Genomic DNA, 18,549 nt, shown 5'->3' with positions numbered 1-18,549 from the left:
ACTTCCGCCACGCAGGAATGATCACCATGCGGGATGCTGCCGACGACGTACATAACGATGACCGGGACCACCTGGCACTCTTCGGCCACTTTTCACTGAGTCTGGGCGACGATGTCCTGACCCAGTTCAGTTACGACAAGGTCAAGGCGCTGCTGGTCTACCTGCTGCTCCACGACCAGCCGGTCAGTCGCGCCACCCTGGCCGAACTGCTGTGGCCCGACCAGGGCCTGTCGTCGGGACGTACCAACCTGCGCCACGCCCTGCACTGCCTGCGTCAGTCCCTGGGCGAAGAGGCCGAGCGGGTGCTGTCGGTCTCCCGCCAGACCATTGCCTTCCGGCTGCCGGAGCGCTGGCACTTCGACATGCACCGGCTGCAGGCGCTGCTCGAGGGCCCCGCCGAGGTGGCCACCCTCGAGGCGGTGCTGGCCTGCTACCGCGGCGACCTCGCCGAGGAGCTGCACCTCACCAGCTGTGCCGAGTACCAGCGCTGGCTGGTCCAGGTGCGTAACGAGTGGCGCCAGCGGGTGATCCGCTTCGCCGAGAGCGTCCTGGAGCGCCAGGAACCGCTGCCGGATGGGGTGCTGGAGTCGCTGGTCAGCCGTTTTTCCGGCTACGGGCCCTTCCATGAACGTCTGGTGCGCCAGCTGGCCGAGCAGGGCCAGCTGGCCGCCGCCCACGAGCAGTACAACGCCTACCTGCAGCTGCTGGCGCTCTCCGGCCAGCAGCCGGAGCCTTCCTTCCTGCAGCTGGCACGCTACTGGTCCGATGCCCAGGCCGAGGGCGCCCACCTCGGCCCCAGCGGGGCCTTCTCGCGGACCCTGGCGATGGACAGCGCTCCCCTGCGCGAGGACGAGATCGAGCAGCGCCAGCTCTCGGTGATGGCCATTCGCCTGCGACTCAAGGCCGACCTCTCGGCCCGCGCCGATGCCCGCGCCTGCCTGGCGCTGCAGGTCGAGCTGATGCGCTGGCTCGAGCAGCAGTGCCACCACCTCGGCGGCTTCTGGCTGCCCGGGGCGACCGGCGGCCTGGGCCTGGCCTGCTTCGGCACCCATGGCCCGGCGCACCAGCTGGCCGAGCTGGTGGCGCTCTACGAGCACTGTCGCCGCGTGCTGCCCGAAGAGTCCCAGCGCCACTGGAGCGGCGAGGGCGAGCCGCCGCGCATCGAACTGGCCGCCGGCCTGGACAGCGGGCGGGTGGTCTACCTCCCCGAGCGACACCTGGTCGACCCGCTCGGCCAGGTGACCCAGGGCTCCCTCGACCTGATGAGCGCCGCCGAGGGCAGCGAGCTGGTCATCTCCCAGGACGCCAGCCAGCACATGCCGCCGGCCCTTGACCTCCAGCCGCGGCTCTCGACGCGGCTGGTAGCAAGCGACGGTCGGGTGCGCCTGCGGGCGCTGGTCCTCGGCACCAACGAGGGCGGGCGCGAGGCGCCACCGCCCAGTCTGGTGGGGCGCGAGGGCTCCCTGCGCACCCTGCGCGATGCCCTGGCCCGGGCCGGCATCGGCCTGCGCCAGAGCGTGCTGGTACGGGGCCCCTCGGGGCTCGGCAAGTCGGCGCTGCTGGTGGGCTTCCGCCAGCTCGAGCAGAGCCGCGAGGCGGCGATCTGCTGGCAGCCCACCACGCGGCTCTCCGTCCAGGAGCCCTATGGGGTGGCGCGGCAGCTGCTGCGCTGGCACCTGGGGGGGCGCATCGACGCCGAGGCGCTGTCGCGCCTGCTGGCCGCCGATGATGCCGAGGCGCCCGACGCCGAACACCGCCTGCTGCTGGAGGAGGCCCTCGGCGTGCGCGAGCCCCGCGAGATGGCGGTGCTCGCCCAGAGCGGGGAGGCCGTGGAGCTGGTCGTGGGACTCATCCATCGCCTGATCCGCGAGCTCTCCCGCGAGCGCACCCTGGTGCTGATGATCGATGACCTGCAGTGGCTCGACGAGCCCTCCTTCAAGGTGCTGGCAGGCCTCCAGGCGCGGCTGCCGATCAACAGCCCCTTCCTGCTGGTGGCCAGCCACCATGGCCGCGAGGCGCTGCCGGCGAAGCTGCACTGGGACCAGCAGATCTCCCTGGGGCGGCTGGATGCCATGCAGTCCTCCCGGCTGCTCTCCCAGCTGGCGCGCCGCTATCGCATCCACCTCAGCCCGCGGCTGCGCGGCCAGATCATCGAGCGTTGCGATGGCGTCCCGCTCTACCTCCAGGAGATCTGCCGCCGGGTCGACATGGACCGCCGCGAGGGGCGCAGCGTGCAGCTCGACGAGCTGCCGCGCGGCCTGCTGGGGCTGCTGGCCAGCCGCATCGACCAGCTCGACGGCGATCGCGAGGTGGCCCATGTGGCGGCGGTGCTCGGACGCCGCTTCCGCCTCGACTTCCTGGCCGAGTGCAGCGGCTGGGAGATGAGCCGCCTGGCGCCGGCGCTGGAGCAGATGCGCCGGCTGGAGATCATCGAACCGGCCGAGGGCGAGGAGGGCGAGCGCGAATACCAGTTCACCCACCAGCTGCTGCAGGAAGCCGCCTACCTCTCCTGCCCCCGGGACGTGCGGGTGAGCATCCATCGTCAGGTGGTCAGCCTGATCGAGGAGCACTTCCCGATGTGGATCAGCCGCCACCCCGGCGACTTCGCCACCCACCTGCGGCGCAGCGGCCACTATGCCCGCGGCGCCCGCTACTTCGAGCTGGCTGCGCGGGAGGCCCTCAAGGTCAGCGCCAACCGCACGGCGCTGAAGATGGCCGACTTCGGCCTGGCCAGCCTGCGCCATGTCGAGGGTCAGGCCGAGCGCGAGATCAGCCTGCTCACCGTGCGTGGCCAGGCCGCCTTCGCCCTGGAGGGGCACGGCTCGCCCACCGCGCACGAGAGCTTCGTGCGGGCCCGGGAGCTTCTCGCCCAGGAGGAGGCCGGCCCGGACGACGCCGGCGACCTGGAGCAGGCCTTCCTGGTCCAGTGGGGCCTGTGGGTGGGCTGCAGCCAGCGTCATGCCCATGCCGATGCCTTCTCGCTGGCCTCGCGCCTGGCGGGCCTCGCCGACCGCCTCGAGGACCCGCGCTACCGGCGTCTGGCCGATTTCGCCCGGGCCAGCTGCGAGTACTGGGCCGGGCGCATCTCCCAGGCCTATGACCATCTGGAGGAGATCGACCCGCTCAATGCCTCGATGATGATCGAGTGGCTGCCGTTCTCCGACCACCCCCAGGTCGCGGCCGCCTGCTTCCAGGGCTGGACCCTCTGCCTGCGCGGCGACTACCAGCGTGCCGAGCGGCAGGTGGAGTCGGCCATCCGGCTGGCCGAGCGGATCGGCCATCCCGGCAGCCTGGCCATGGCGCTGATGTATGCCGCGGCCCTCTATCGCCAGCTGGGGCACGTGCACCTGGCCACCATGCGCGCCGAGCGGGCCTTCGAGCTGACCGGCACCCCCGACCTGCACCTCTGGCAGGTGGCCTCGCGCAGCGTGCTGGGCTGGCAGCGGGCCCTGGCCGGCGACCGCGACGGCCTGGGCCAGATCGAGTCGGCCCAGGAGGAGCTGGCCGAGGTCACCGGGCGGGACCCCTACCAGCGCCCGGCCCTGTGGTACGTGGATGCCTGCCTGGCCCTGGGGGAGCTGTCCCGGGCCGAGGACTACCTCGACCAGTGCCTGATGATCGCCCGCGAGCGCACCACCCTGTTCGTCCCCGAACTGGCCGTGCACCTGGCGCGCGTCCGCCATCGCCTGGGGCACTCCCGCGAGGAAGTCAGGAGCCTTGCCGAGCAGGCCCTGCTGCAGGCCCGGGAGGACGGCAACCTCCACCAGCAGCTCGCCGCCCTGGAGCTCTGGCTGACCCTGATCGATCCTCGCGACGAGGCCTCCCGGTCGGAGTTCCGCGCCCTGCTGGGCGAGGTGAGCCACAGTGATGCGCCGGTGCTGACGCGCTGGCGCACCCTGCTCGACCGCCGCCTGCCGCATGCCGCGGACCTCTCCTCCTGACGCTCCAATGGCCGACCCCACAGCACAACGGCGCCCCCCAGGGGCGCCGTTGCGGTTGGGCGGGCGGGGCTCAGGTGGCCAGTTCCAGGGCCTCGATGCGCCTGAGCGCCTCGTCGCGTCGCGTGCCGCACAGCTCGGGGTCATAGTCGAACCGCGTGCACACCGCGGGGCGGCGCGGGTCACCGAACAGCCGGCAGAGGTTGGCGTCATCGAGCTGCACGCAGCGCACGCCCGCCGGCTTGCCGTCGGGCATGCCGGGAATCGGCGAGCTGATCGAGGGCGCGATGCAGCAGGCGCCGCACCCCGGACGACAGCCCTCGGCAGGGGCCTTAGGGGTCATGGCCGGGCCTCGGCGATGGCGCCCTTGTCGATGCCCTCGAAGGCCTGGACCCGCGTGGCCTGGCCGCTCTCCCGGGCGATGGCCCCGGCCAGCCAGGCGGCGATGTGTTCCACCGTGGTCGGCGTCGGCAGCACCGCGCAGCGACTGCGCGGGAGCCGGATGAAGAAGTGCCCCTGCTCGGCGCGGTAGCGGCAGCTCAGCTGGTCGCGGAAGCCGGGCGCGTCGTCGTCGACGACATCCGCCTCGTCCACCAGGTAGCGGTCGGCCAGCCACTCGGCCCAGTGCTGCTCGAGGGCCGGGACGCGCTGCCCCTGCTGCCAGACCTCCAGGCGCGAACGATGGCCATGGGCGATGCGCTGGCAGTTGCCGGCATGCTGCTTCAGGCCATGGCTGTAGCTGTAGGCTGGCCCCTCGATGGCCTCCTCGCTAAGCCTCAGGCGGATGTCGCTGACCCGCGGCGGCGGGCGGCGCATCAGCTCGGTGGCCAGGTGGCCGGCGAGTCGCTCCGGGGTGATCTCGCGCCAGGGCAGCAGGCTCAGCGCCTGGCGCGGAGCACGCACCTCCAGCGGGTAGGGTCGCTCGCTGCGCACGCAGAGCCCCTCCCGGCAGTCGTGGAGCGTCACTCCCTGGGCCCGGGTGGGGACCAGCAGGGTATGGTCGAGGTCGCCATCCAGTCGCGACTTGATCCAGGGTTTCACCTCGCCGAAGTCGAACAGCATGCCGTCCTCACCGAGCTCGCCGTCGAGTTCCGCGTCGACCTGCCAGCTGGCGCCGACCAGGCCCCGCCGCGGGCACCAGAGCGAGACATCGAGATGGGTGAGGCGGTTGACGAAGAGCGTCATCAGTCGATCCCCGCGATCTTGTGGGTCTGCAGCGACAGCCGCCACCGGGGGTGGGCCAGGCAGTAGGCCACGGTCTCGGCCAGGGTGTCGGGCAGGGCGTCGCCCGAGGGAACGGCCGGCCCGGTAGCCATCGGCTGCAGGAAGAAGTGGTCGAAGTCGAGCCGGGTGAAGCGCGTCGGCGGGGCGTCGGCCTGGGGATGGACCAGCTTCAGCTCGTTGCCCGCGGTGATCGCCAGGGCGTTGTCGCCCTTGGGGCTGATGCAGAGCCAGTCGATGCCGGCGGGGGCGGGCAGGGTGCCGTTGGTCTCCACGGCCACCTCGAAGCCGCAGGCGTGCATCTCGCGGATCAGCGCCTCGTCGAGCTGCAGCAGCGGCTCACCGCCGGTAAAGACCACATAGGGGGTGGCGGCTCTCCCATCATGGCCGTCCTGGTCGGGCCAGAGCGCGGCCAGGTGGTTGGCCAGTGCCTCGGCGCTGCTGAAGCGCCCACCGTTCTGGCCGTCGGTGCCGATGAAGTCGGTGTCACAGAAGCGGCAGGCCGCACTGGTGCGATCCGCCTCGCGGCCTGACCAGAGGTTGCAGCCCGAGAAACGGCAGAAGACGCTGGCGCGACCCGCCTGGCCGCCCTCGCCTTGCAGGGTGTAGAAGGCCTCCTTGACGTGGTACATCACTCGCCCCCCTTGGCCGGTTCGGCGGCGGGGTCGGGCCGCTGACAATAGCCGAGGGGATCCGTGGCGTCATTGGCGGCAAAGGCGGCCAGGCGCTCGCGACAGCTGCCGCAGCGTCCGCAGGCCAGCGCCTCCCCCCGGTAGCAGGTCCAGGTGTCGGCGTAGTCGAGCCCCATGGCCAGGCCGTCGGCGAGGATCTCCGCCTTGCCGGCCTGCAGGTAGGGCGTGTGGATCTCGACGGCCTGGAAGTTGGCGATGCCGGCCACCGCGTTCATCGCCTCGACGAATTCCGGTCGACAGTCGGGGTAGAGCACGTGGTCGCCGCCGTGGGCGCCATAGTCGACCCGTCCGGCGCCGATGTTGACCGCCTTGGCGATGGCCAGCGAGAGCAGGATCATGTTGCGGTTGGGCACCACGGTAGCGGTGAGGTTCTCCTCCGCGTAGTCGCCCTCGGGCAACGCGCGGCGGGCGTCGGTGAGCGCCGAGGCGTCGATCAGACCATGGATCGCGCGGATGTCCACCACCTGGTGGGGCACGCCGAGATTGCGGCAGACGCGCGCGGCCACCTCGAGCTCGCGGGCGTGTCGCTGGCCGTAGTCGAAGGAGAGGGCGTGGACCTCGCGCCCCTCGCGCAGGGCCCGGTGCAGCACGGTATAGGAATCCATGCCGCCGGAGTAGATCACCACGGTGGCAGGTGTAGAAGCGTCGTTCATGGCGGGAGCTCTGGTCGGAGAATTTGTCGGGCCGCTTGCGCGGCGATCCGGGGTCCGGTCCGGAAACGGCCACAGTCTACGTGACCTGCCGGCCCCGGGGAACTCCAGTCTCCGGCGTTCGGCGTTCGGCGTTCGGCCCTTGTCCTGCTATAATCGCGCCCCCTTCACACCCTGCGCCGTCGTGCGCCATCGTCCTGACAACGGTGACCTTCTATGCAAGCCCCCGAACTGCTCTCCCCCGCGGGAACGTTCAAGAACATGCGCTACGCCTTCGCCTATGGCGCGGATGCGGTCTATGCCGGCCAGCCGCGCTACTCGCTGAGGGTGCGCAACAACGACTTCAAGATCGACAACCTGCACAAGGGCATCGCCTACGCCCATGAGCGGGGCAAGCAGTTCTACGTGGCCTCGAACATCGCGCCGCACAACAGCAAGTTGAAGACCTACCTGCGCGACATGGAGCCGGTGATCGAGGCCGGCCCGGACGCGCTGATCATGTCAGACCCGGGCCTGATCATGATGATCCGCGAGCGCTGGCCGGACCAGGTGATCCACCTGTCGGTGCAGTCCAACGTGGTCAACTGGGCGGCGGCGCGTTTCTGGCAGCAGCAGGGCATCAGCCGCATCATCCTGTCGCGTGAGCTGTCGCTCGCCGAGATCGCCGAGATCCGCGCCGAGTGTCCCGACCTGGAGATCGAGACCTTTGTCCACGGCGCGCTGTGCATCGCCTATTCCGGCCGCTGCCTGCTCTCCGGCTACTTCAACCACCGCGACCCCAACCAGGGCACCTGCACCAACGCCTGCCGCTGGAAGTACAACACCGTGGCCGCCGCCCACGACGAGACCGGCGACCTGGTGCCGGCCAACTCGGCCCGCGCCCATGCCGGCAGCGGCATCTGGACGCCCCAGGACGGGGGGCGGCAGGGCGGCCTGATTGCCTCCGGCGGCGGCAGTGCCCAGCCGATCGAGGCGATGGCGAGCACCGCCACCGCGGGCGGCGTGGAGGGCCAGGACGAGCTCTCGGCGCTGATCGAGGACCGCACCCGCCCCGGCGAGCTGATGCCGGTGTTCGAGGACGAGCACGGCACCTACATCATGAACTCCAAGGACCTGCGCGCCGTGCAGCACGTGCCGCGGCTCACGGAGATGGGCGTCACCTCGCTGAAGATCGAGGGGCGTACCAAGTCCCACTACTACGTGGCGCGCACCGCCCAGGTCTATCGGCGCGCCATCGATGATGCCGTGGCCGGCCGCCCCTTCGACATGCGCCTGATGGACGAGCTCGACAACCTGGCCAACCGCGGCTACACGGAGGGCTTCTACCGCCGCCACGTCCACGACGAGTACCAGAACTACGAGCAGGGCAACTCGGTGGGGGTGCACCAGCAGTTCGTCGGCGAGGTGATCGGCTACGACCCGGACCGCGGCGTGCTCGAGGTCGACGTCAAGAACCGCTTCGAGGTCGGCGACGGTATGGAGCTGATGCTGCCGGGTGGCAACCGCCGCTTCGTGCTCGAGCATATCGAGAACCGCCGCGGCGAATCCGTGGACGCCGCGCCCGGCTCCGGCCACGTGGTGCGCATCCCGGTGCCGGGCGAGCCCATCGCGACGGAGCGGATCGAGTTCGCGCTGCTGATGCGCGACCTCTGAGCCGGGCGGCGGCTGGACATCCACGGCCGCCGGCGACATGGTAGGCATCGATTGTTCTTCGAACAGGGAGCGGCATGGCCACCATCGAACACAGCGCGATTCTCAAGGCACCGCCCGACCGGGTCTTCGCCCTGCTCGAGCGGGTCGAGGACTTTGCCGACTACTCCGACCTGATCCAGGCCATCGAGCCGCTGGGGGAGGACCGCTATCGCTGGCATGTCCACGCCGTGGGCATGGACTGGACCTTCGACGTGGCGATCACCGAGGCGCGCGCCCCAGAGGTGCTGGCCTGGGAGTCGCTGGACGGGGTGCACAACCGGGGCTGCTATCGCCTCACGCCCGTGGCGGGGGGCACCGAGGTGGCCCTGACCCTGACCTACGCCATCCGCAATCGCCTGCTGGAGAAGGCCGTCAACCGGGCGGCACGGCCGCTGGTCGGCAAGGTCAGCCGGCAGATCCTGGAGCGGGTCGAGGCGCGGCTATGAATCCGGCGGCAGTGATCACCAAAATCAATTAGCGGCCTATCTTACCGCCGCCCGCTGCCAGGGCTATGATGGGGGGACCCAGGCCGTCGGCCTGCGCGAGGATCCACCCATGATCACTGGTCTTCTCTGGTGTCTTGCCGTCCTGGCGGGACAGCTCTGGCTGCTGCACCTGGTGGATCGACGCGTGGCGTCCATGCCACGCCTGCCGCCGGAGGAACTCTCTCCCTCCGAGGATCCCCGGGGCGGGGCCTCCCCGCCTGCCTGACGACCGCGACCGCCGGCTCAGCCCTTGCGCAGCGAGGTGTTGAGGTGGTCGACCACCTCGGCCCAGTCGGCGTCTTCCTCCAGGGCCTCGCGCAGGAACTCCGCCTGGCCCTCGTTCCAGCAGGGCGCATCGGGCAGGGCGACGTCCTCGGGAAGGGGGGCATGGCGGTCGATGAAGCGCTTGATCGCTGCGGGATCCGAGGCAAGGCCGAGCTGCTCGAAGAGTTCGGTGAAGGGGTGGTCGGGGTGTTCCATGGCGTGACTCCTGCTGTCCTGTCGAGATATTCCCACCTTAGCGACTTCCGGGATGCCGTGCTTGACGCCCGTCAACGCTGCCGTCGACGCCCTATCGCTCGCCGGCGAGCGGCGTGAGAAAGCGCCGTCGCCGCTCCTCCTCCGGGAGCGGAAGGGCGAGCAGGTGGACCAGCTTGGTGAAGGTGGCCTCCGGGGTCATGTCATCCGCCGAGAGCACCCCCGCCTCGGCCAGCCCCTGTCCCGCAGCGTAGGCACCGAAGGCCACCGGACCCTGGGGGCACTGGCTGAGGGCCGCCAGCAGCTTGCCCTCGCCGCTGGCGCGGGCGAGCGCGCCGGCCAGCGCCGGGTCGTCGGGCAGGTTGCCGCCACCCCACACCTCGAGCACGGCGCCCCGGACCCGGTCGTCGCGCAACCAGGCCTCGACCTGCCAGGCCTGGATGCCCGGCCAGAGGGCCAGGCGTACCACGCCCCCCGCCGCCAGCGGCGCATAGTCGGCCAGCTCGAAGCGCGGGGCGCCCCGCTGGTGGTCCGCCAGGCCGCGCCCCGGATAGAGCACGACCTCGTCGTCGACTCGCTCGCCTAGCAGCGGCTGGTTGGGGCTGGTGAAGGCGTCGGCCTCCCGGGTCCGCCACTTGCGGGAGCGGCAGCCACGCAGCAGCTTGCCGGCGAAGCAGATTGCCACCTCCTGCAGGCGCGGGGTGACCGCGAAGCGCAGGGCGTCCTCGATGTTGGCCGCGGCATCGCTGCCCTCGGCCTCCAGGGGGCGCATGGCGCCGGTGAGGATCACCGGGCGATCCAGCCCCGGCAGCTGGAAGGCCAGGCTCGAGGCCGTCCAGGCCAGGGTATCGGTGCCGTGGAGGATGACGATGCCGGCATGCTGCCGGTAGCGCCGCGCCACCAGGGAGGCGAGCCGTTGCCAGTCATCGGGCGTGGCACTGCTGGAGTCGATGGGGCGGTCGATCTCGAGCACCTCGAAGGCCGGCAGGCTCGCCTGGCGGCCCGGAGGCAGGCTGGCCAGGGCGCGCCGCAGGCGCGCCTCGATGTGGCCAGCCGGGGCCAGGCCGCGGGCGGTCTCGACCATGCCCAGGGTGCCGCCGGTGTAGATCACCAGCACGGGGGAGTCTGCGGAAACCGGGGCGGGCATGGGGGCTCCTGTCGGCGGCGGATGGGAAACGCGATGGCGCCATGATACCGGTGCACCGCGAGGGGGCAAGGCGGCGGCCGCGGCCCTCAGGGGTCCGGGCGGACCCGCACGCCCTCCGCCACCCGCTCGCCGGGATGGAGGATGACCCGCTCGCCCTGCTCGAGGCCGCCGACGACCTGGGTGACCAGTCCGCTGCGCCGGTTGACCTCGACCCGACGGCTGAGGGCACGCCCGTCCTCGACCACGAACACCGTCCACTGGCCGGCCTCGCGGAACAGTGCGCCGGTGGGCAGCTGCAGGATCTCCTCGGCCTGCCAGACCAGGAACTCGACGTCGACCCGGAAGCCGCTGCCCAGCCCCAGGGCGGCGGGGTCGACCGCCGCGTCGAAGTCGACGATCACCGGCACGCGCTGCTCGTCGACGCCGAGCGCGGAGATGCGGGTGAAGCCGGCGGGCTCGATGCGCCGGACGCTCCCCGCCAGGGGCTCGCCGCCCCAGCCGGTGATGCGCACTGTCATCCCCGGGCGCAGGCGCACGGCGTCCATGGAAAGCAGGTCGACCTGGATCTCCAGGTCGTCGAGGCGGCCGAGCTCCAGGATCGGGTCCCCGGCGGCCACGCTCCCCTCGCAACAGCGATAGCGGCCCAGCACCACGCCATCGATCGGGGCGCGCACTTCGAGCTCCGGGTGCTCGATGTCGCCGCGCTGGCCGCTGGCCACCGCCAGCACGGCCCGGGCACTTTCCACCTCGAAGCTCGCCGCCTCGACGCTGGATGCGGCGGCCCGCTCCAGGGCGCGCTGGCGGTCACGCTGGCTCTGGCGCTGCTCCAGCTCGGTGGTGGAGACCAGGTTGCGCTGGTGGAGCTGGCGGTAGCGCTCGTACTCCGCCTCGGCGAAGCGGCGCTCGGCCCGGGCGGTCTCCAGGTTGGCGCGGGCCGCCTCGAGCCGCGCCTCGGCAGCCCGCAGGGCGTCCTCGGCCTGCTGGCGGGAGCGCGGGTCGAGGGCCGGGGCCGGGCTGGGTTCGAGGCGAAACAGCACCTGGCCCCGCTCGACCTCGTCGCCTACCTCGAGCAGCACCCGCTGCAGATAGCCGGCGATGGGCACCGAGACGTTCCAGGTGTCGCGCAGCCGGGTACGGCCCTCCTCGGTGATCGAGTCGATGAAGGGCCCGACGCTCACCGGTGCCACGCTGACGGGCACCGGGGCCGGGCGCAGCGCCCAGGCCAGGGCCATGACCAGGGCCAGCCCCATGGCGGTCCACAGCAGACGTCGGGTCCAGCGCTGGCGTGATGTCATGAGGGATCTCCTGTGGTGCGGTGCGGGTCACTCCACGGCCTTGAGCACGCGGATCCTGTCGAGACGGCCCAGGCGGCGGACCACCAGCAGGCCCACCAGCAGCGAGGCGCCCAGCACCCCGCCGGCGGCGATGCCGAAGGCCTGGGGCGTGAAGACCAGGGGTATCCGGTAGAGGTCGCTGCTGAAGGCCTGGTTGAGCAGCCGGGCAAAGGCGATGCCGATGGCCCAGCCCAGCGGGATGGCGACCAGCGTCAGCAGGGCGATCTCGCCGAGCAGGATGCGTGACACCTCGGCCCGGGTGTAGCCCAGCACCTGCAGGGTGGCCAGCTCCCGGGCACGTTCGGCGAAGGCGATACGCGCATCGTTGTAGACCACCCCGAAGGCGATGGAGCCGGCAACGGTGACGAAGATCAGCGCGACCATCAGCAGCGTCTCGTCGAGATAGTCGCGGATGCCGCGTTCGGCGTCGGCGAGCAGCCCGATGGCGGCGACGCCCGGCATGGCCCATAGGGCGGCATTGAGCTCGTCCATGCGCCCGGGGTCGACCAGCAGCCAGGCCCCGCTGATGGCAGGCCCCTCGCCCATCAGGGCGTTGAGGCGCTCCCGGCGCAGGTAGGCGCCCGTGCCCAGGGGCTCGTCCACCAGGGCCACCAGCGGCAGGCGGACCCGGCGACGCCGACCCTCCATGATGGCCACCTCCAGGGTGTCGCCGATGCGGGCGTCGAGTTCCCCGGCGAGGTGGCGGGTCAGGGTCAGGCCCGCCTCGGGCAGCCGCCTGGCATGACCCTCGGCGTCGAGCAGCTGGCGCAGCTGCGGCATGGGTTCCAGGCCCAGCAGGCTGGTGCGGACCTCGCGGTGACCGTGGACCAGGGTGGCGGGCACCCGGCGCCAGGGTTCCACCGCCATCACGCCGGGCTGGTGGCGAAGCTCGCCGACGGCCCGCGCCGGGGTGGCATCGACGAAGGTGAGCTCGACGTCCATGCGCAGCACGTTGCGATACTGCTGGTCGAGCATCGCCTCCACGGCATCGAGCTGGTAGGCGCCCACCATCAGCAGCCCGCAGGAGAGGGCAATGCCGGCCACCGAGAGGCCGGCCCTGGCCGGGTGCCGTGCGAGGTTGCGCAGGATGATGCGTCCCTCATGGCCGAGCAGGGCGGCCGGCAGCGCCCGTTCGAGCCAGCTTTTGCGGAACCGCGCGGGCGCCGGCGGGCGCATGGCCTCGGCCGGCGGGCGGCTGACCGCCCGCCACACCGCCTGCCAGGTGCCGGTCAGTGCGGCCAGGAGCACCACGCCGAGCGACAGGGCCAGGGCCCAGGCCGGCACCCGGAAGACCATCTCGGGAAAGCGGAAGTACTCGCGGTAGAGGCTGGCCATCCCGCTGGCGGCCCAGGCGCCGAGGGTGACGCCCAGCACCCAGCCGGCCAGCACGATGGCGCCGGCCAGCAGGGCGTAGTGGCGGGCCAGCTCCACGTCGTGATAGCCGAACGCCTTGAGCACGGCGAGCTGCTCGCGCTGGGTTTGGATGATGCGCCCCATCACCACGTTGAGCAGGAAGGCCGAGACCGAGAGGAAGATGGCCGGCAGCACGGTGGCCATCAGGCGCTGCTGGGCCAGCTCCTCCTCGAGGAAGCGGTGGGACTGCTGGTCGTGGCGGGTCTGGGCGCCGGTACCGCCGTAGCGGGCCAGGGCCAGGTCCAGGGCGTCGATCACGTCCTCCCGGCGGGCCCCGGCCTGGAGGGTCAGGCTCAGGCTGTTGAAGGCCCCTTCCATGTCGTAGGCGTTGGCCAGGGCGCGCTCGTTCATCCACAGCACGGCATAGCGGCGGTAGTCCGGCATCAGGTCGCTAGGGGCGGCCTGGTAGAGGTGTTCCGGGCTCAGGGCGATGCCGGAGAGCCGAAGCCGCGTCTGGCGACCGTCGATGATCGCCTCGAGGGGATCGCCCGGCGCCAGGTCGTGCGCCTCGGCGAAGGCGTCGCTGACCACCACCTGGTCGTCGCGGCCGGCCTCCGGCAGGGCGCCGGCGAGGAGCTTCAGGCGGTTGAGGGTCGGCTGGCGACCGTCGGGAATCGACACCAGCAGGCCGCGGACGGGGTCGTCGAAGCCGGGCACGGCCAGTCGCACCGCAGCCCTGACCCGGGGCTCGATCCGCTTGACCCCCTCGATCGCCTGCAGCCGGGGCATCAGCCCCGCGGGGGCGCGCTTGGCGTCGGCAAACACCTCGGCGAAGTGGTGACTGGCATAGAAGCGGTCTCGGGAGCCCGTCAGCGCCTCCAGGGTGGTGACGGCAAGGATTAGCGTCATCACCCCGCCGGCGATCACCACGGCGATGGCCAGGGCCTGGCCCTTCAGGCGCCAGAGGTCGCGATGGAGCTTGCGGTCCAGGGTCAGCATGGCATCACCAGCGCAGCTCACCGGGCGGACGGCGGCGGGCGTTGGCGTGGATCTCGTCCACCCGGCCGTCGCGCAGGCGGATGATGCGGTCGGCCATCTCGCCGATCACCTCGTTGTGGGTAATGATCGCCACCGTGGTGCCGGTCTCGCGGTTGACCTGTTCGAGCACCTCCAGTACGCGGATGCCGGTGCGGAAGTCCAGGGCGCCGGTGGGCTCGTCGCAGAGCAGCACGTCGGGCTGCTTGGCCACGGCCCGGGCGATGGCCACGCGCTGCTGCTCGCCGCCGGAGAGCTGGGAGGGGAAGTGGTCAAGGCGTTCGGCGAGGCCGACCAGGGCCAGGGCGGCCTCGGGGGGCATGGGATCGCGGCTGATGTCGGTGACGATGGCCACGTTCTCCCGGGCGGTGAGGCTCGAGATCAGGTTGTAGAACTGGAAGACGAAGCCCACGTGGTGACGACGGAAGCGGGTCAGCTGGCGCTGGGTCGCGCGGGTCAGGTCGTGGTCCTGCCCGGCCCTGTCGCGATAGTGCACCTCGCCGTCGCTGGGGCTGTCGAGGCCACCGAGGATGTTGAGCAGGGTGGACTTGCCGGAGCCCGAGGCGCCGAGCATGACGGCGAGCTCGCCGCGGTAGAGCGCCAGGTCGACGCCCTGCAGCGCCCGGATGGTGACCTCGCCCATGCGGTAGAGGCGGGTCAGTCCCCGCGTCGTGAAGACCTCGTCCTGGTCGTTGTCCATCCGCCGGGCATCCCCTCGTTCCCCCTGCTTCGAGTCTAGCGGGTGACCAGACGTCCCGCGTCGTCGACCTCCAGGCGGTGGTTGCGGCCGGCGAGCAGGGCGAAGCCCATGCTGACGGCGATGATGCCAAGCAGCACACGGGTCACCGACGCCAGCCCCACCTCGAGCTGCAGCATCACGCCGACCGCGAGCGGTCCCATGGCGGCCAGGGTGTAGCCGCCCCCCTGGACCAGCCCCGAGAGCTTGCCGGCCAGGCGTGAGGTGGACGTTCGCAGCACGATCAGGGTGAGAGCGAGGCTGAAGCCGCCGCCCTGGCCGAGCCCAAGCAGCACCACGCCGGGCCAGCGCCAGATCGCCGGCGCCTGGAGCAGCAGCCAGAAGCCGGCGGCGACCATGCCCAGCACGATCAGCAGGGCAGGCCGCTGGTCACGGCCCAGGCGGGCCAGCCAGGGCGCCGAGAGGGCCGAGAGCAGCTGCACCATCACCGAGGCGCCCATCATCCAGCCGGCCTCGGCCTCGCTGTAGCCGCGGGCCACCAGCAGGGTGGGCAGCCAGCCGAAGACAATGTAGGCCAGCGACGACTGGCTGCCCATGAACAGCATCACCTGCCAGGCCAGCGGCTGGCCCAGCAGCTCACGGGTGGAGCCGGCCCCGCCGGGAAGGGCCGCGGTGGCGTCATGGCGCGGCATCAGGACCCGCCAGGCCACCAGGGCCACCAGCGCCAGCAGGGCCCAGCTGGCGAGCCCGGCCGGCCAGCCCCCCAGGGCGTCGGCCAGGGGAATGCTCAGCCCCGCGCCCAGCGCGCCACCGAGGCAGAGGGCCATGGTGTAGACGCCGGTCATCAGGTCGGCGCCGGCCGGCAGCTCGCGCTTGACCAGCGCCGGCAGCAGGGTGCCGGCCACGCCGATGGCGGCGCCGACCATCAGGGTGCCGCCGAACAGCGCCACCACGGCCGGCACGCCGCGCAGCAACAGGCCACCGGCCAGCAGCAGCAGGGCGGCGGCCAGGGTGTTCTCGGGGCCGAAGCGCTTGGAAAACCAAGGGGCCAGCGGGGCGAAGATGCCCAGGCAGAGCACCGGCAGGGTGGTCAGGGCGCCGATGGCCAGCGCCGAGAGCCCGGTCTCCTGCTGGATGCGGGTGAGCAGCGGGGCCAGGGTGGAGAGGGCGGGGCGCAGGTTGAGCCCCACCAGCACCATCAGACCGATGAACAGCGCCAGCTGGCGGGCAGCGGGCCGGGACGCCTCAGTGCCGTTCGTTGTCATCACGCCACTCGCGTCGATGCGCCGGTCGGGCGGGGCGAGGCTCCTCCCGGGGCTCGGCGACCAGGGGGTGGTCCTCGAGCTCGTTGACCGCACGGAAGGTGACCTCGCCGGGCGGCTGCGGGGTATCGCGGTCCACGCGCCGGCGGATGCCGGAGACATCCTCGGCGCTGACCAGGCCGAGCCCACCGACGCTGACCCCCTGCTGGGCGACCAGCCTGCCGTCGAAGCCCCAGCAGCGCTGGGGCACCTGGGAGACGCGCCACAGGCGGTCCTGCCAGTGGGCCTGGCCGTCGTCGGTCAGCGTCAGGTCGTCCAGCGGCACCAGGGCGGCGAAGAGCCGGGCGTTGAGCACCAGCCCGCCGCCGGCCAGGCGCACGGCACCATGGAACCGTCCCTCTGCCAGGGCCGCGAGCACGGCCTTGCGGCTGTCCCCGCTCTCGAGGATGCCCTGGCCGCACAGGTGCAGCAGGCCATCATCGACCTGCTTGATGACCCAGACCTCCACGGGGGATCTGCCGAACAGCGTCTTCAGCATGCCGCGCTCACCGCATGTGGCGGCGCAGGTCGCCTCGCACCGCATCGAGCAGGGTGATGAAGCGGGTGTCGCGGTCGCCGTCGATGCGGTCGACCCGCACCACGCTGCTCATGCCGCGATCGATGTTCAACTGGTCGAAGATCTCCAGGGTGACCTTCTCGGCCGGGTGGGTGCCGGGCTCGATGCGGCCCTCCTCGAGGGTGAAGGTGGTCAGCAGGGTGGCCCGCACGCGGGTCGAGCCGCCCTCTGCCAGCACCCGTCGCACGAACAGCCAGCCCTCGCAGGCCAGCGCCGTGTCGCCATGGTCACGCAGGAAGAGGGTGCGGTAGCTGGCGCCTTCGCTGGCGCCCTTGGCGGCCATGCTGCGGTAGGCTTCGGTCATGCGCGTCGCCGAGACCTTCGACTCCTCGAGCTTCTGACGGGCGCCGTGGTGTTCGCGGTCCAGCCGGGCCTGCTGCTGGAAGGTCAGCCAGCGCCGATAGCCAGTGACGAGGTTCTTTTCATCCATGGAAGCGTCCTGCCTTGGACGGTGGAAGGGGTAGGGAGATCAGCGGGCTACATTCGCACATTCCGATGCAGCCCGCCAGTCAGGCGTCTCAGGCCTGGCGCGAGCCCGAACCGCCACCGCGGCGGCGGCGCGGGGCACGGGCCTCGTCGCCGCCGCGGCGCTGGCCCGCGGCCTGGCCCTGGCGTCGCTGGCCCTGGCCGCCGTTACGGCCGCCGCCGCCCGAGCGCTTGCCGCGACCGTTCTCGATGGGCTCGGGCTTGGCATTGGGGTCCGGCTCGAAGCCCGGCTCGATGCGCTTCTCCAGGTCGCGCTTGATCAGCCGCTCGATGCCCTTGAGCAGGCCGTGCTCGTCGACGCAGACCAGGGAGACCGCCTTGCCCTCGCTGCCGGCCCGGCCGGTGCGGCCGATGCGGTGGACATAGTCCTCGGCCACGTTGGGCAGCTCGAAGTTGACCACGTGGGGCAGCTCCTCGATATCCAGGCCGCGGGCCGCGATGTCGGTGGCCACCAGCACCTGCAGGTCACCGGTCTTGAACGCGGCCAGCGCCTTGGTGCGGGCCGACTGGCTCTTGTTGCCATGGATCGCCATGGCCGGGATGTCCTGCTTGGAGAGCTGCTCGGCCAGGCGATTGGCGCCGTGCTTGGTGCGGGTGAAGACCAGCACCTGCTGCCAGTCGTGCTGGGTGATCAGGTGGGCCAGCAGCTCGCGCTTCTTCTCGCGGTCGACGCGGTAGATCGCCTGGTCGACGAGCTCGGCGGTGGTGTTGCGCCGGGCGACCTCGATCATCGCCGGATCGTCGAGCAGCTTGCCCGCCAGCGCCTGGATCTCGTTGGAGAAGGTCGCCGAGAACAGCAGGTTCTGGCGCTTCTCGGGCAGCACCCGCAGGATCTTCTTGATGTCGTGGATGAAGCCCATGTCGAGCATGCGGTCGGCCTCGTCGAGCACCAGGATCTCGACCTTCGAGAGGTCGACGTGCTTCTGCTGGTGCAGGTCCAGCAGGCGCCCAGGGGTGGCGACCAGCACGTCCAGGCCACCGCGGATGGCGTCCACCTGGGGCTGCTGGCCGACGCCGCCGAAGATCACGTGGCTCTTCAGGGTCAGGTGGCGGCCGTAGTCGGCGACGCTCTCGCCCACCTGGGCGGCGAGCTCGCGGGTCGGGGTCAGCACCAGGGCACGCACCTGGTGCTTGGCCGGGCGCGGGCCGCCGGCCAGGCGCTGCAGCATCGGCAGGGTGAAGCCGGCGGTCTTGCCGGTTCCGGTCTGGGCGCTGGCCAGCAGGTCACCGCCCTGAAGGACGGCGGGAATCGCCTTGAGCTGGATCGGGGTCGGGGTGGTATAGCCCTGTGCCTCGACGGCACGGAGCAGTTCGGCACGCAGGCCGAGGTCGGAAAAGGTCATGCGGTCTCCGCAGAGACGCCCCGGTCGCGCCGCGTCGATGGTCGACGTGGTCAGTCCCGGGCCGAGGCGTGTAAAAGGAATCTGGCGCGGCAGGAGGGACCAGCGATCGCCGCGTGGCGGT

Annotated in this window: 17 protein-coding genes; 4 read left to right on the top strand and 13 right to left on the bottom strand. The window is 71.4% G+C overall.

Annotation, left to right across the window (positions count from 1 at the left end; translation table 11 throughout):
• Positions 1 to 26 precede the first annotated feature (26 nt).
• The gene (locus tag DFP85_RS03270; protein ID WP_133634903.1) at positions 27 to 3,941 is read left to right on the top strand and encodes an ATP-binding protein; all 3,915 of its coding nucleotides are present in this window, start codon (positions 27 to 29) and stop codon (positions 3,939 to 3,941) included.
• Between the two features lie 70 nt (positions 3,942 to 4,011).
• On the opposite strand, the gene DFP85_RS03265 is transcribed toward DFP85_RS03270, so the two are convergent.
• From DFP85_RS03265 to queC, 4 genes are read right to left on the bottom strand one after another with little or no spacing between them, the layout of a single operon-like run.
• Complete coding sequence (locus DFP85_RS03265) at positions 4,012 to 4,281, bottom strand: YkgJ family cysteine cluster protein (RefSeq protein WP_133634902.1); 270 nt, start codon at positions 4,279 to 4,281, stop codon at positions 4,012 to 4,014.
• Positions 4,278 to 5,123 carry a 6-pyruvoyl trahydropterin synthase family protein gene (locus tag DFP85_RS03260; protein ID WP_133634901.1) on the bottom strand — a complete coding sequence of 282 codons (846 nt, stop codon included), beginning with the start codon at positions 5,121 to 5,123 and terminating at the stop codon, positions 4,278 to 4,280. The genes DFP85_RS03265 and DFP85_RS03260 overlap by 4 nt, the downstream gene beginning before the upstream one ends.
• Entirely contained in the window at positions 5,123 to 5,791 is a 669-nt protein-coding gene (gene queE, locus DFP85_RS03255) for a 7-carboxy-7-deazaguanine synthase (RefSeq protein ID WP_133634900.1), read from the bottom strand. The genes DFP85_RS03260 and queE overlap by 1 nt, the downstream gene beginning before the upstream one ends.
• On the bottom strand, positions 5,791 to 6,504 hold the full coding sequence (gene queC / locus DFP85_RS03250) for a 7-cyano-7-deazaguanine synthase QueC (protein ID WP_133634899.1): 714 nt from the start codon (positions 6,502 to 6,504) through the stop codon (positions 5,791 to 5,793). The genes queE and queC overlap by 1 nt, the downstream gene beginning before the upstream one ends.
• A gap of 213 nt (positions 6,505 to 6,717) precedes the next feature.
• On the opposite strand from queC, the gene trhP reads away from it, so the two are divergent.
• From trhP to DFP85_RS18855, 3 genes are all read left to right on the top strand, one after another.
• Complete coding sequence (gene trhP, locus DFP85_RS03245; RefSeq protein ID WP_133634898.1) at positions 6,718 to 8,154, top strand: prephenate-dependent tRNA uridine(34) hydroxylase TrhP; 1,437 nt, start codon at positions 6,718 to 6,720, stop codon at positions 8,152 to 8,154.
• A 74-nt stretch (positions 8,155 to 8,228) separates the two neighbouring features.
• Positions 8,229 to 8,639, top strand: coding sequence for an SRPBCC family protein (locus DFP85_RS03240; protein WP_133634897.1), 411 nt, complete (start codon positions 8,229 to 8,231; stop codon positions 8,637 to 8,639).
• Positions 8,640 to 8,748: 109 nt separating this feature from the next.
• Entirely contained in the window at positions 8,749 to 8,904 is a 156-nt protein-coding gene (locus DFP85_RS18855; protein WP_166644588.1) for a hypothetical protein, read from the top strand.
• Between the two features lie 17 nt (positions 8,905 to 8,921).
• Here DFP85_RS18855 and DFP85_RS03235 read toward each other — a convergent pair whose 3' ends face one another.
• The 9 genes from DFP85_RS03235 to DFP85_RS03195 form a co-directional block, all read right to left on the bottom strand.
• The gene (locus tag DFP85_RS03235; protein ID WP_133634896.1) at positions 8,922 to 9,158 is read right to left on the bottom strand and encodes a DUF2789 domain-containing protein; all 237 of its coding nucleotides are present in this window, start codon (positions 9,156 to 9,158) and stop codon (positions 8,922 to 8,924) included.
• A 91-nt stretch (positions 9,159 to 9,249) separates the two neighbouring features.
• Positions 9,250 to 10,302: an asparaginase gene (locus tag DFP85_RS03230; RefSeq protein WP_133634895.1), complete on the bottom strand. Its 1,053-nt coding sequence runs from the start codon at positions 10,300 to 10,302 to the stop codon at positions 9,250 to 9,252.
• A gap of 86 nt (positions 10,303 to 10,388) precedes the next feature.
• Positions 10,389 to 11,597: an efflux RND transporter periplasmic adaptor subunit gene (locus DFP85_RS03225; protein WP_133634894.1), complete on the bottom strand. Its 1,209-nt coding sequence runs from the start codon at positions 11,595 to 11,597 to the stop codon at positions 10,389 to 10,391.
• Between the two features lie 27 nt (positions 11,598 to 11,624).
• Positions 11,625 to 13,988: an ABC transporter permease gene (locus DFP85_RS03220; RefSeq protein ID WP_133634893.1), complete on the bottom strand. Its 2,364-nt coding sequence runs from the start codon at positions 13,986 to 13,988 to the stop codon at positions 11,625 to 11,627.
• A gap of 4 nt (positions 13,989 to 13,992) precedes the next feature.
• Positions 13,993 to 14,724 (bottom strand): ABC transporter ATP-binding protein, encoded by a 732-nt coding sequence (locus DFP85_RS03215; protein WP_133634892.1) that lies wholly within the window; start codon positions 14,722 to 14,724, stop codon positions 13,993 to 13,995.
• A gap of 35 nt (positions 14,725 to 14,759) precedes the next feature.
• Positions 14,760 to 15,986 carry an MFS transporter gene (locus tag DFP85_RS03210; protein WP_133634891.1) on the bottom strand — a complete coding sequence of 409 codons (1,227 nt, stop codon included), beginning with the start codon at positions 15,984 to 15,986 and terminating at the stop codon, positions 14,760 to 14,762.
• A complete protein-coding gene (locus tag DFP85_RS03205; protein ID WP_133634890.1) occupies positions 15,967 to 16,521 on the bottom strand; it encodes a hypothetical protein in 555 nt (184 codons plus the stop codon). The genes DFP85_RS03210 and DFP85_RS03205 overlap by 20 nt, the downstream gene beginning before the upstream one ends.
• Positions 16,522 to 16,528: 7 nt before the next feature.
• Positions 16,529 to 17,029 carry a hypothetical protein gene (locus DFP85_RS03200; RefSeq protein ID WP_133634889.1) on the bottom strand — a complete coding sequence of 167 codons (501 nt, stop codon included), beginning with the start codon at positions 17,027 to 17,029 and terminating at the stop codon, positions 16,529 to 16,531.
• An 88-nt stretch (positions 17,030 to 17,117) separates the two neighbouring features.
• Positions 17,118 to 18,428: a DEAD/DEAH box helicase gene (locus tag DFP85_RS03195; RefSeq protein WP_133634888.1), complete on the bottom strand. Its 1,311-nt coding sequence runs from the start codon at positions 18,426 to 18,428 to the stop codon at positions 17,118 to 17,120.
• Between the last annotated feature and the right edge of the window lie 121 nt (positions 18,429 to 18,549).

The sequence above is a fragment of the Halomonas ventosae genome (assembly GCF_004363555.1).
GTDB lineage: Bacteria > Pseudomonadota > Gammaproteobacteria > Pseudomonadales > Halomonadaceae > Halomonas > Halomonas ventosae.
This window is presented reverse-complemented; position numbering and strand designations above follow the sequence as displayed.

Bases quoted from the DNA above. Each gene is read 5' to 3' on its own strand.
- DFP85_RS03240 (WP_133634897.1), top strand. From the start codon at position 8,229: ATGGCCACCATCGAACACAGCGCGATTCTCAAGGCACCGCCCGACCGG.
- DFP85_RS03260 (WP_133634901.1), bottom strand. From the start codon at position 5,123: ATGACGCTCTTCGTCAACCGCCTCACCCATCTCGATGTCTCGCTCTGG.
- DFP85_RS03235 (WP_133634896.1), bottom strand. From the start codon at position 9,158: ATGGAACACCCCGACCACCCCTTCACCGAACTCTTCGAGCAGCTCGGC.
- trhP (WP_133634898.1), top strand. From the start codon at position 6,718: ATGCAAGCCCCCGAACTGCTCTCCCCCGCGGGAACGTTCAAGAACATG.
- DFP85_RS18855 (WP_166644588.1), top strand. From the start codon at position 8,749: ATGATCACTGGTCTTCTCTGGTGTCTTGCCGTCCTGGCGGGACAGCTC.
- DFP85_RS03270 (WP_133634903.1), top strand. From the start codon at position 27: ATGCGGGATGCTGCCGACGACGTACATAACGATGACCGGGACCACCTG.
- DFP85_RS03195 (WP_133634888.1), bottom strand. From the start codon at position 18,428: ATGACCTTTTCCGACCTCGGCCTGCGTGCCGAACTGCTCCGTGCCGTC.
- DFP85_RS03200 (WP_133634889.1), bottom strand. From the start codon at position 17,029: ATGGATGAAAAGAACCTCGTCACTGGCTATCGGCGCTGGCTGACCTTC.
- DFP85_RS03215 (WP_133634892.1), bottom strand. From the start codon at position 14,724: ATGGACAACGACCAGGACGAGGTCTTCACGACGCGGGGACTGACCCGC.
- DFP85_RS03210 (WP_133634891.1), bottom strand. From the start codon at position 15,986: ATGACAACGAACGGCACTGAGGCGTCCCGGCCCGCTGCCCGCCAGCTG.
- DFP85_RS03220 (WP_133634893.1), bottom strand. From the start codon at position 13,988: ATGCTGACCCTGGACCGCAAGCTCCATCGCGACCTCTGGCGCCTGAAG.
- queC (WP_133634899.1), bottom strand. From the start codon at position 6,504: ATGAACGACGCTTCTACACCTGCCACCGTGGTGATCTACTCCGGCGGC.
- DFP85_RS03205 (WP_133634890.1), bottom strand. From the start codon at position 16,521: ATGCTGAAGACGCTGTTCGGCAGATCCCCCGTGGAGGTCTGGGTCATC.
- queE (WP_133634900.1), bottom strand. From the start codon at position 5,791: ATGTACCACGTCAAGGAGGCCTTCTACACCCTGCAAGGCGAGGGCGGC.
- DFP85_RS03265 (WP_133634902.1), bottom strand. From the start codon at position 4,281: ATGACCCCTAAGGCCCCTGCCGAGGGCTGTCGTCCGGGGTGCGGCGCC.
- DFP85_RS03225 (WP_133634894.1), bottom strand. From the start codon at position 11,597: ATGACATCACGCCAGCGCTGGACCCGACGTCTGCTGTGGACCGCCATG.
- DFP85_RS03230 (WP_133634895.1), bottom strand. From the start codon at position 10,302: ATGCCCGCCCCGGTTTCCGCAGACTCCCCCGTGCTGGTGATCTACACC.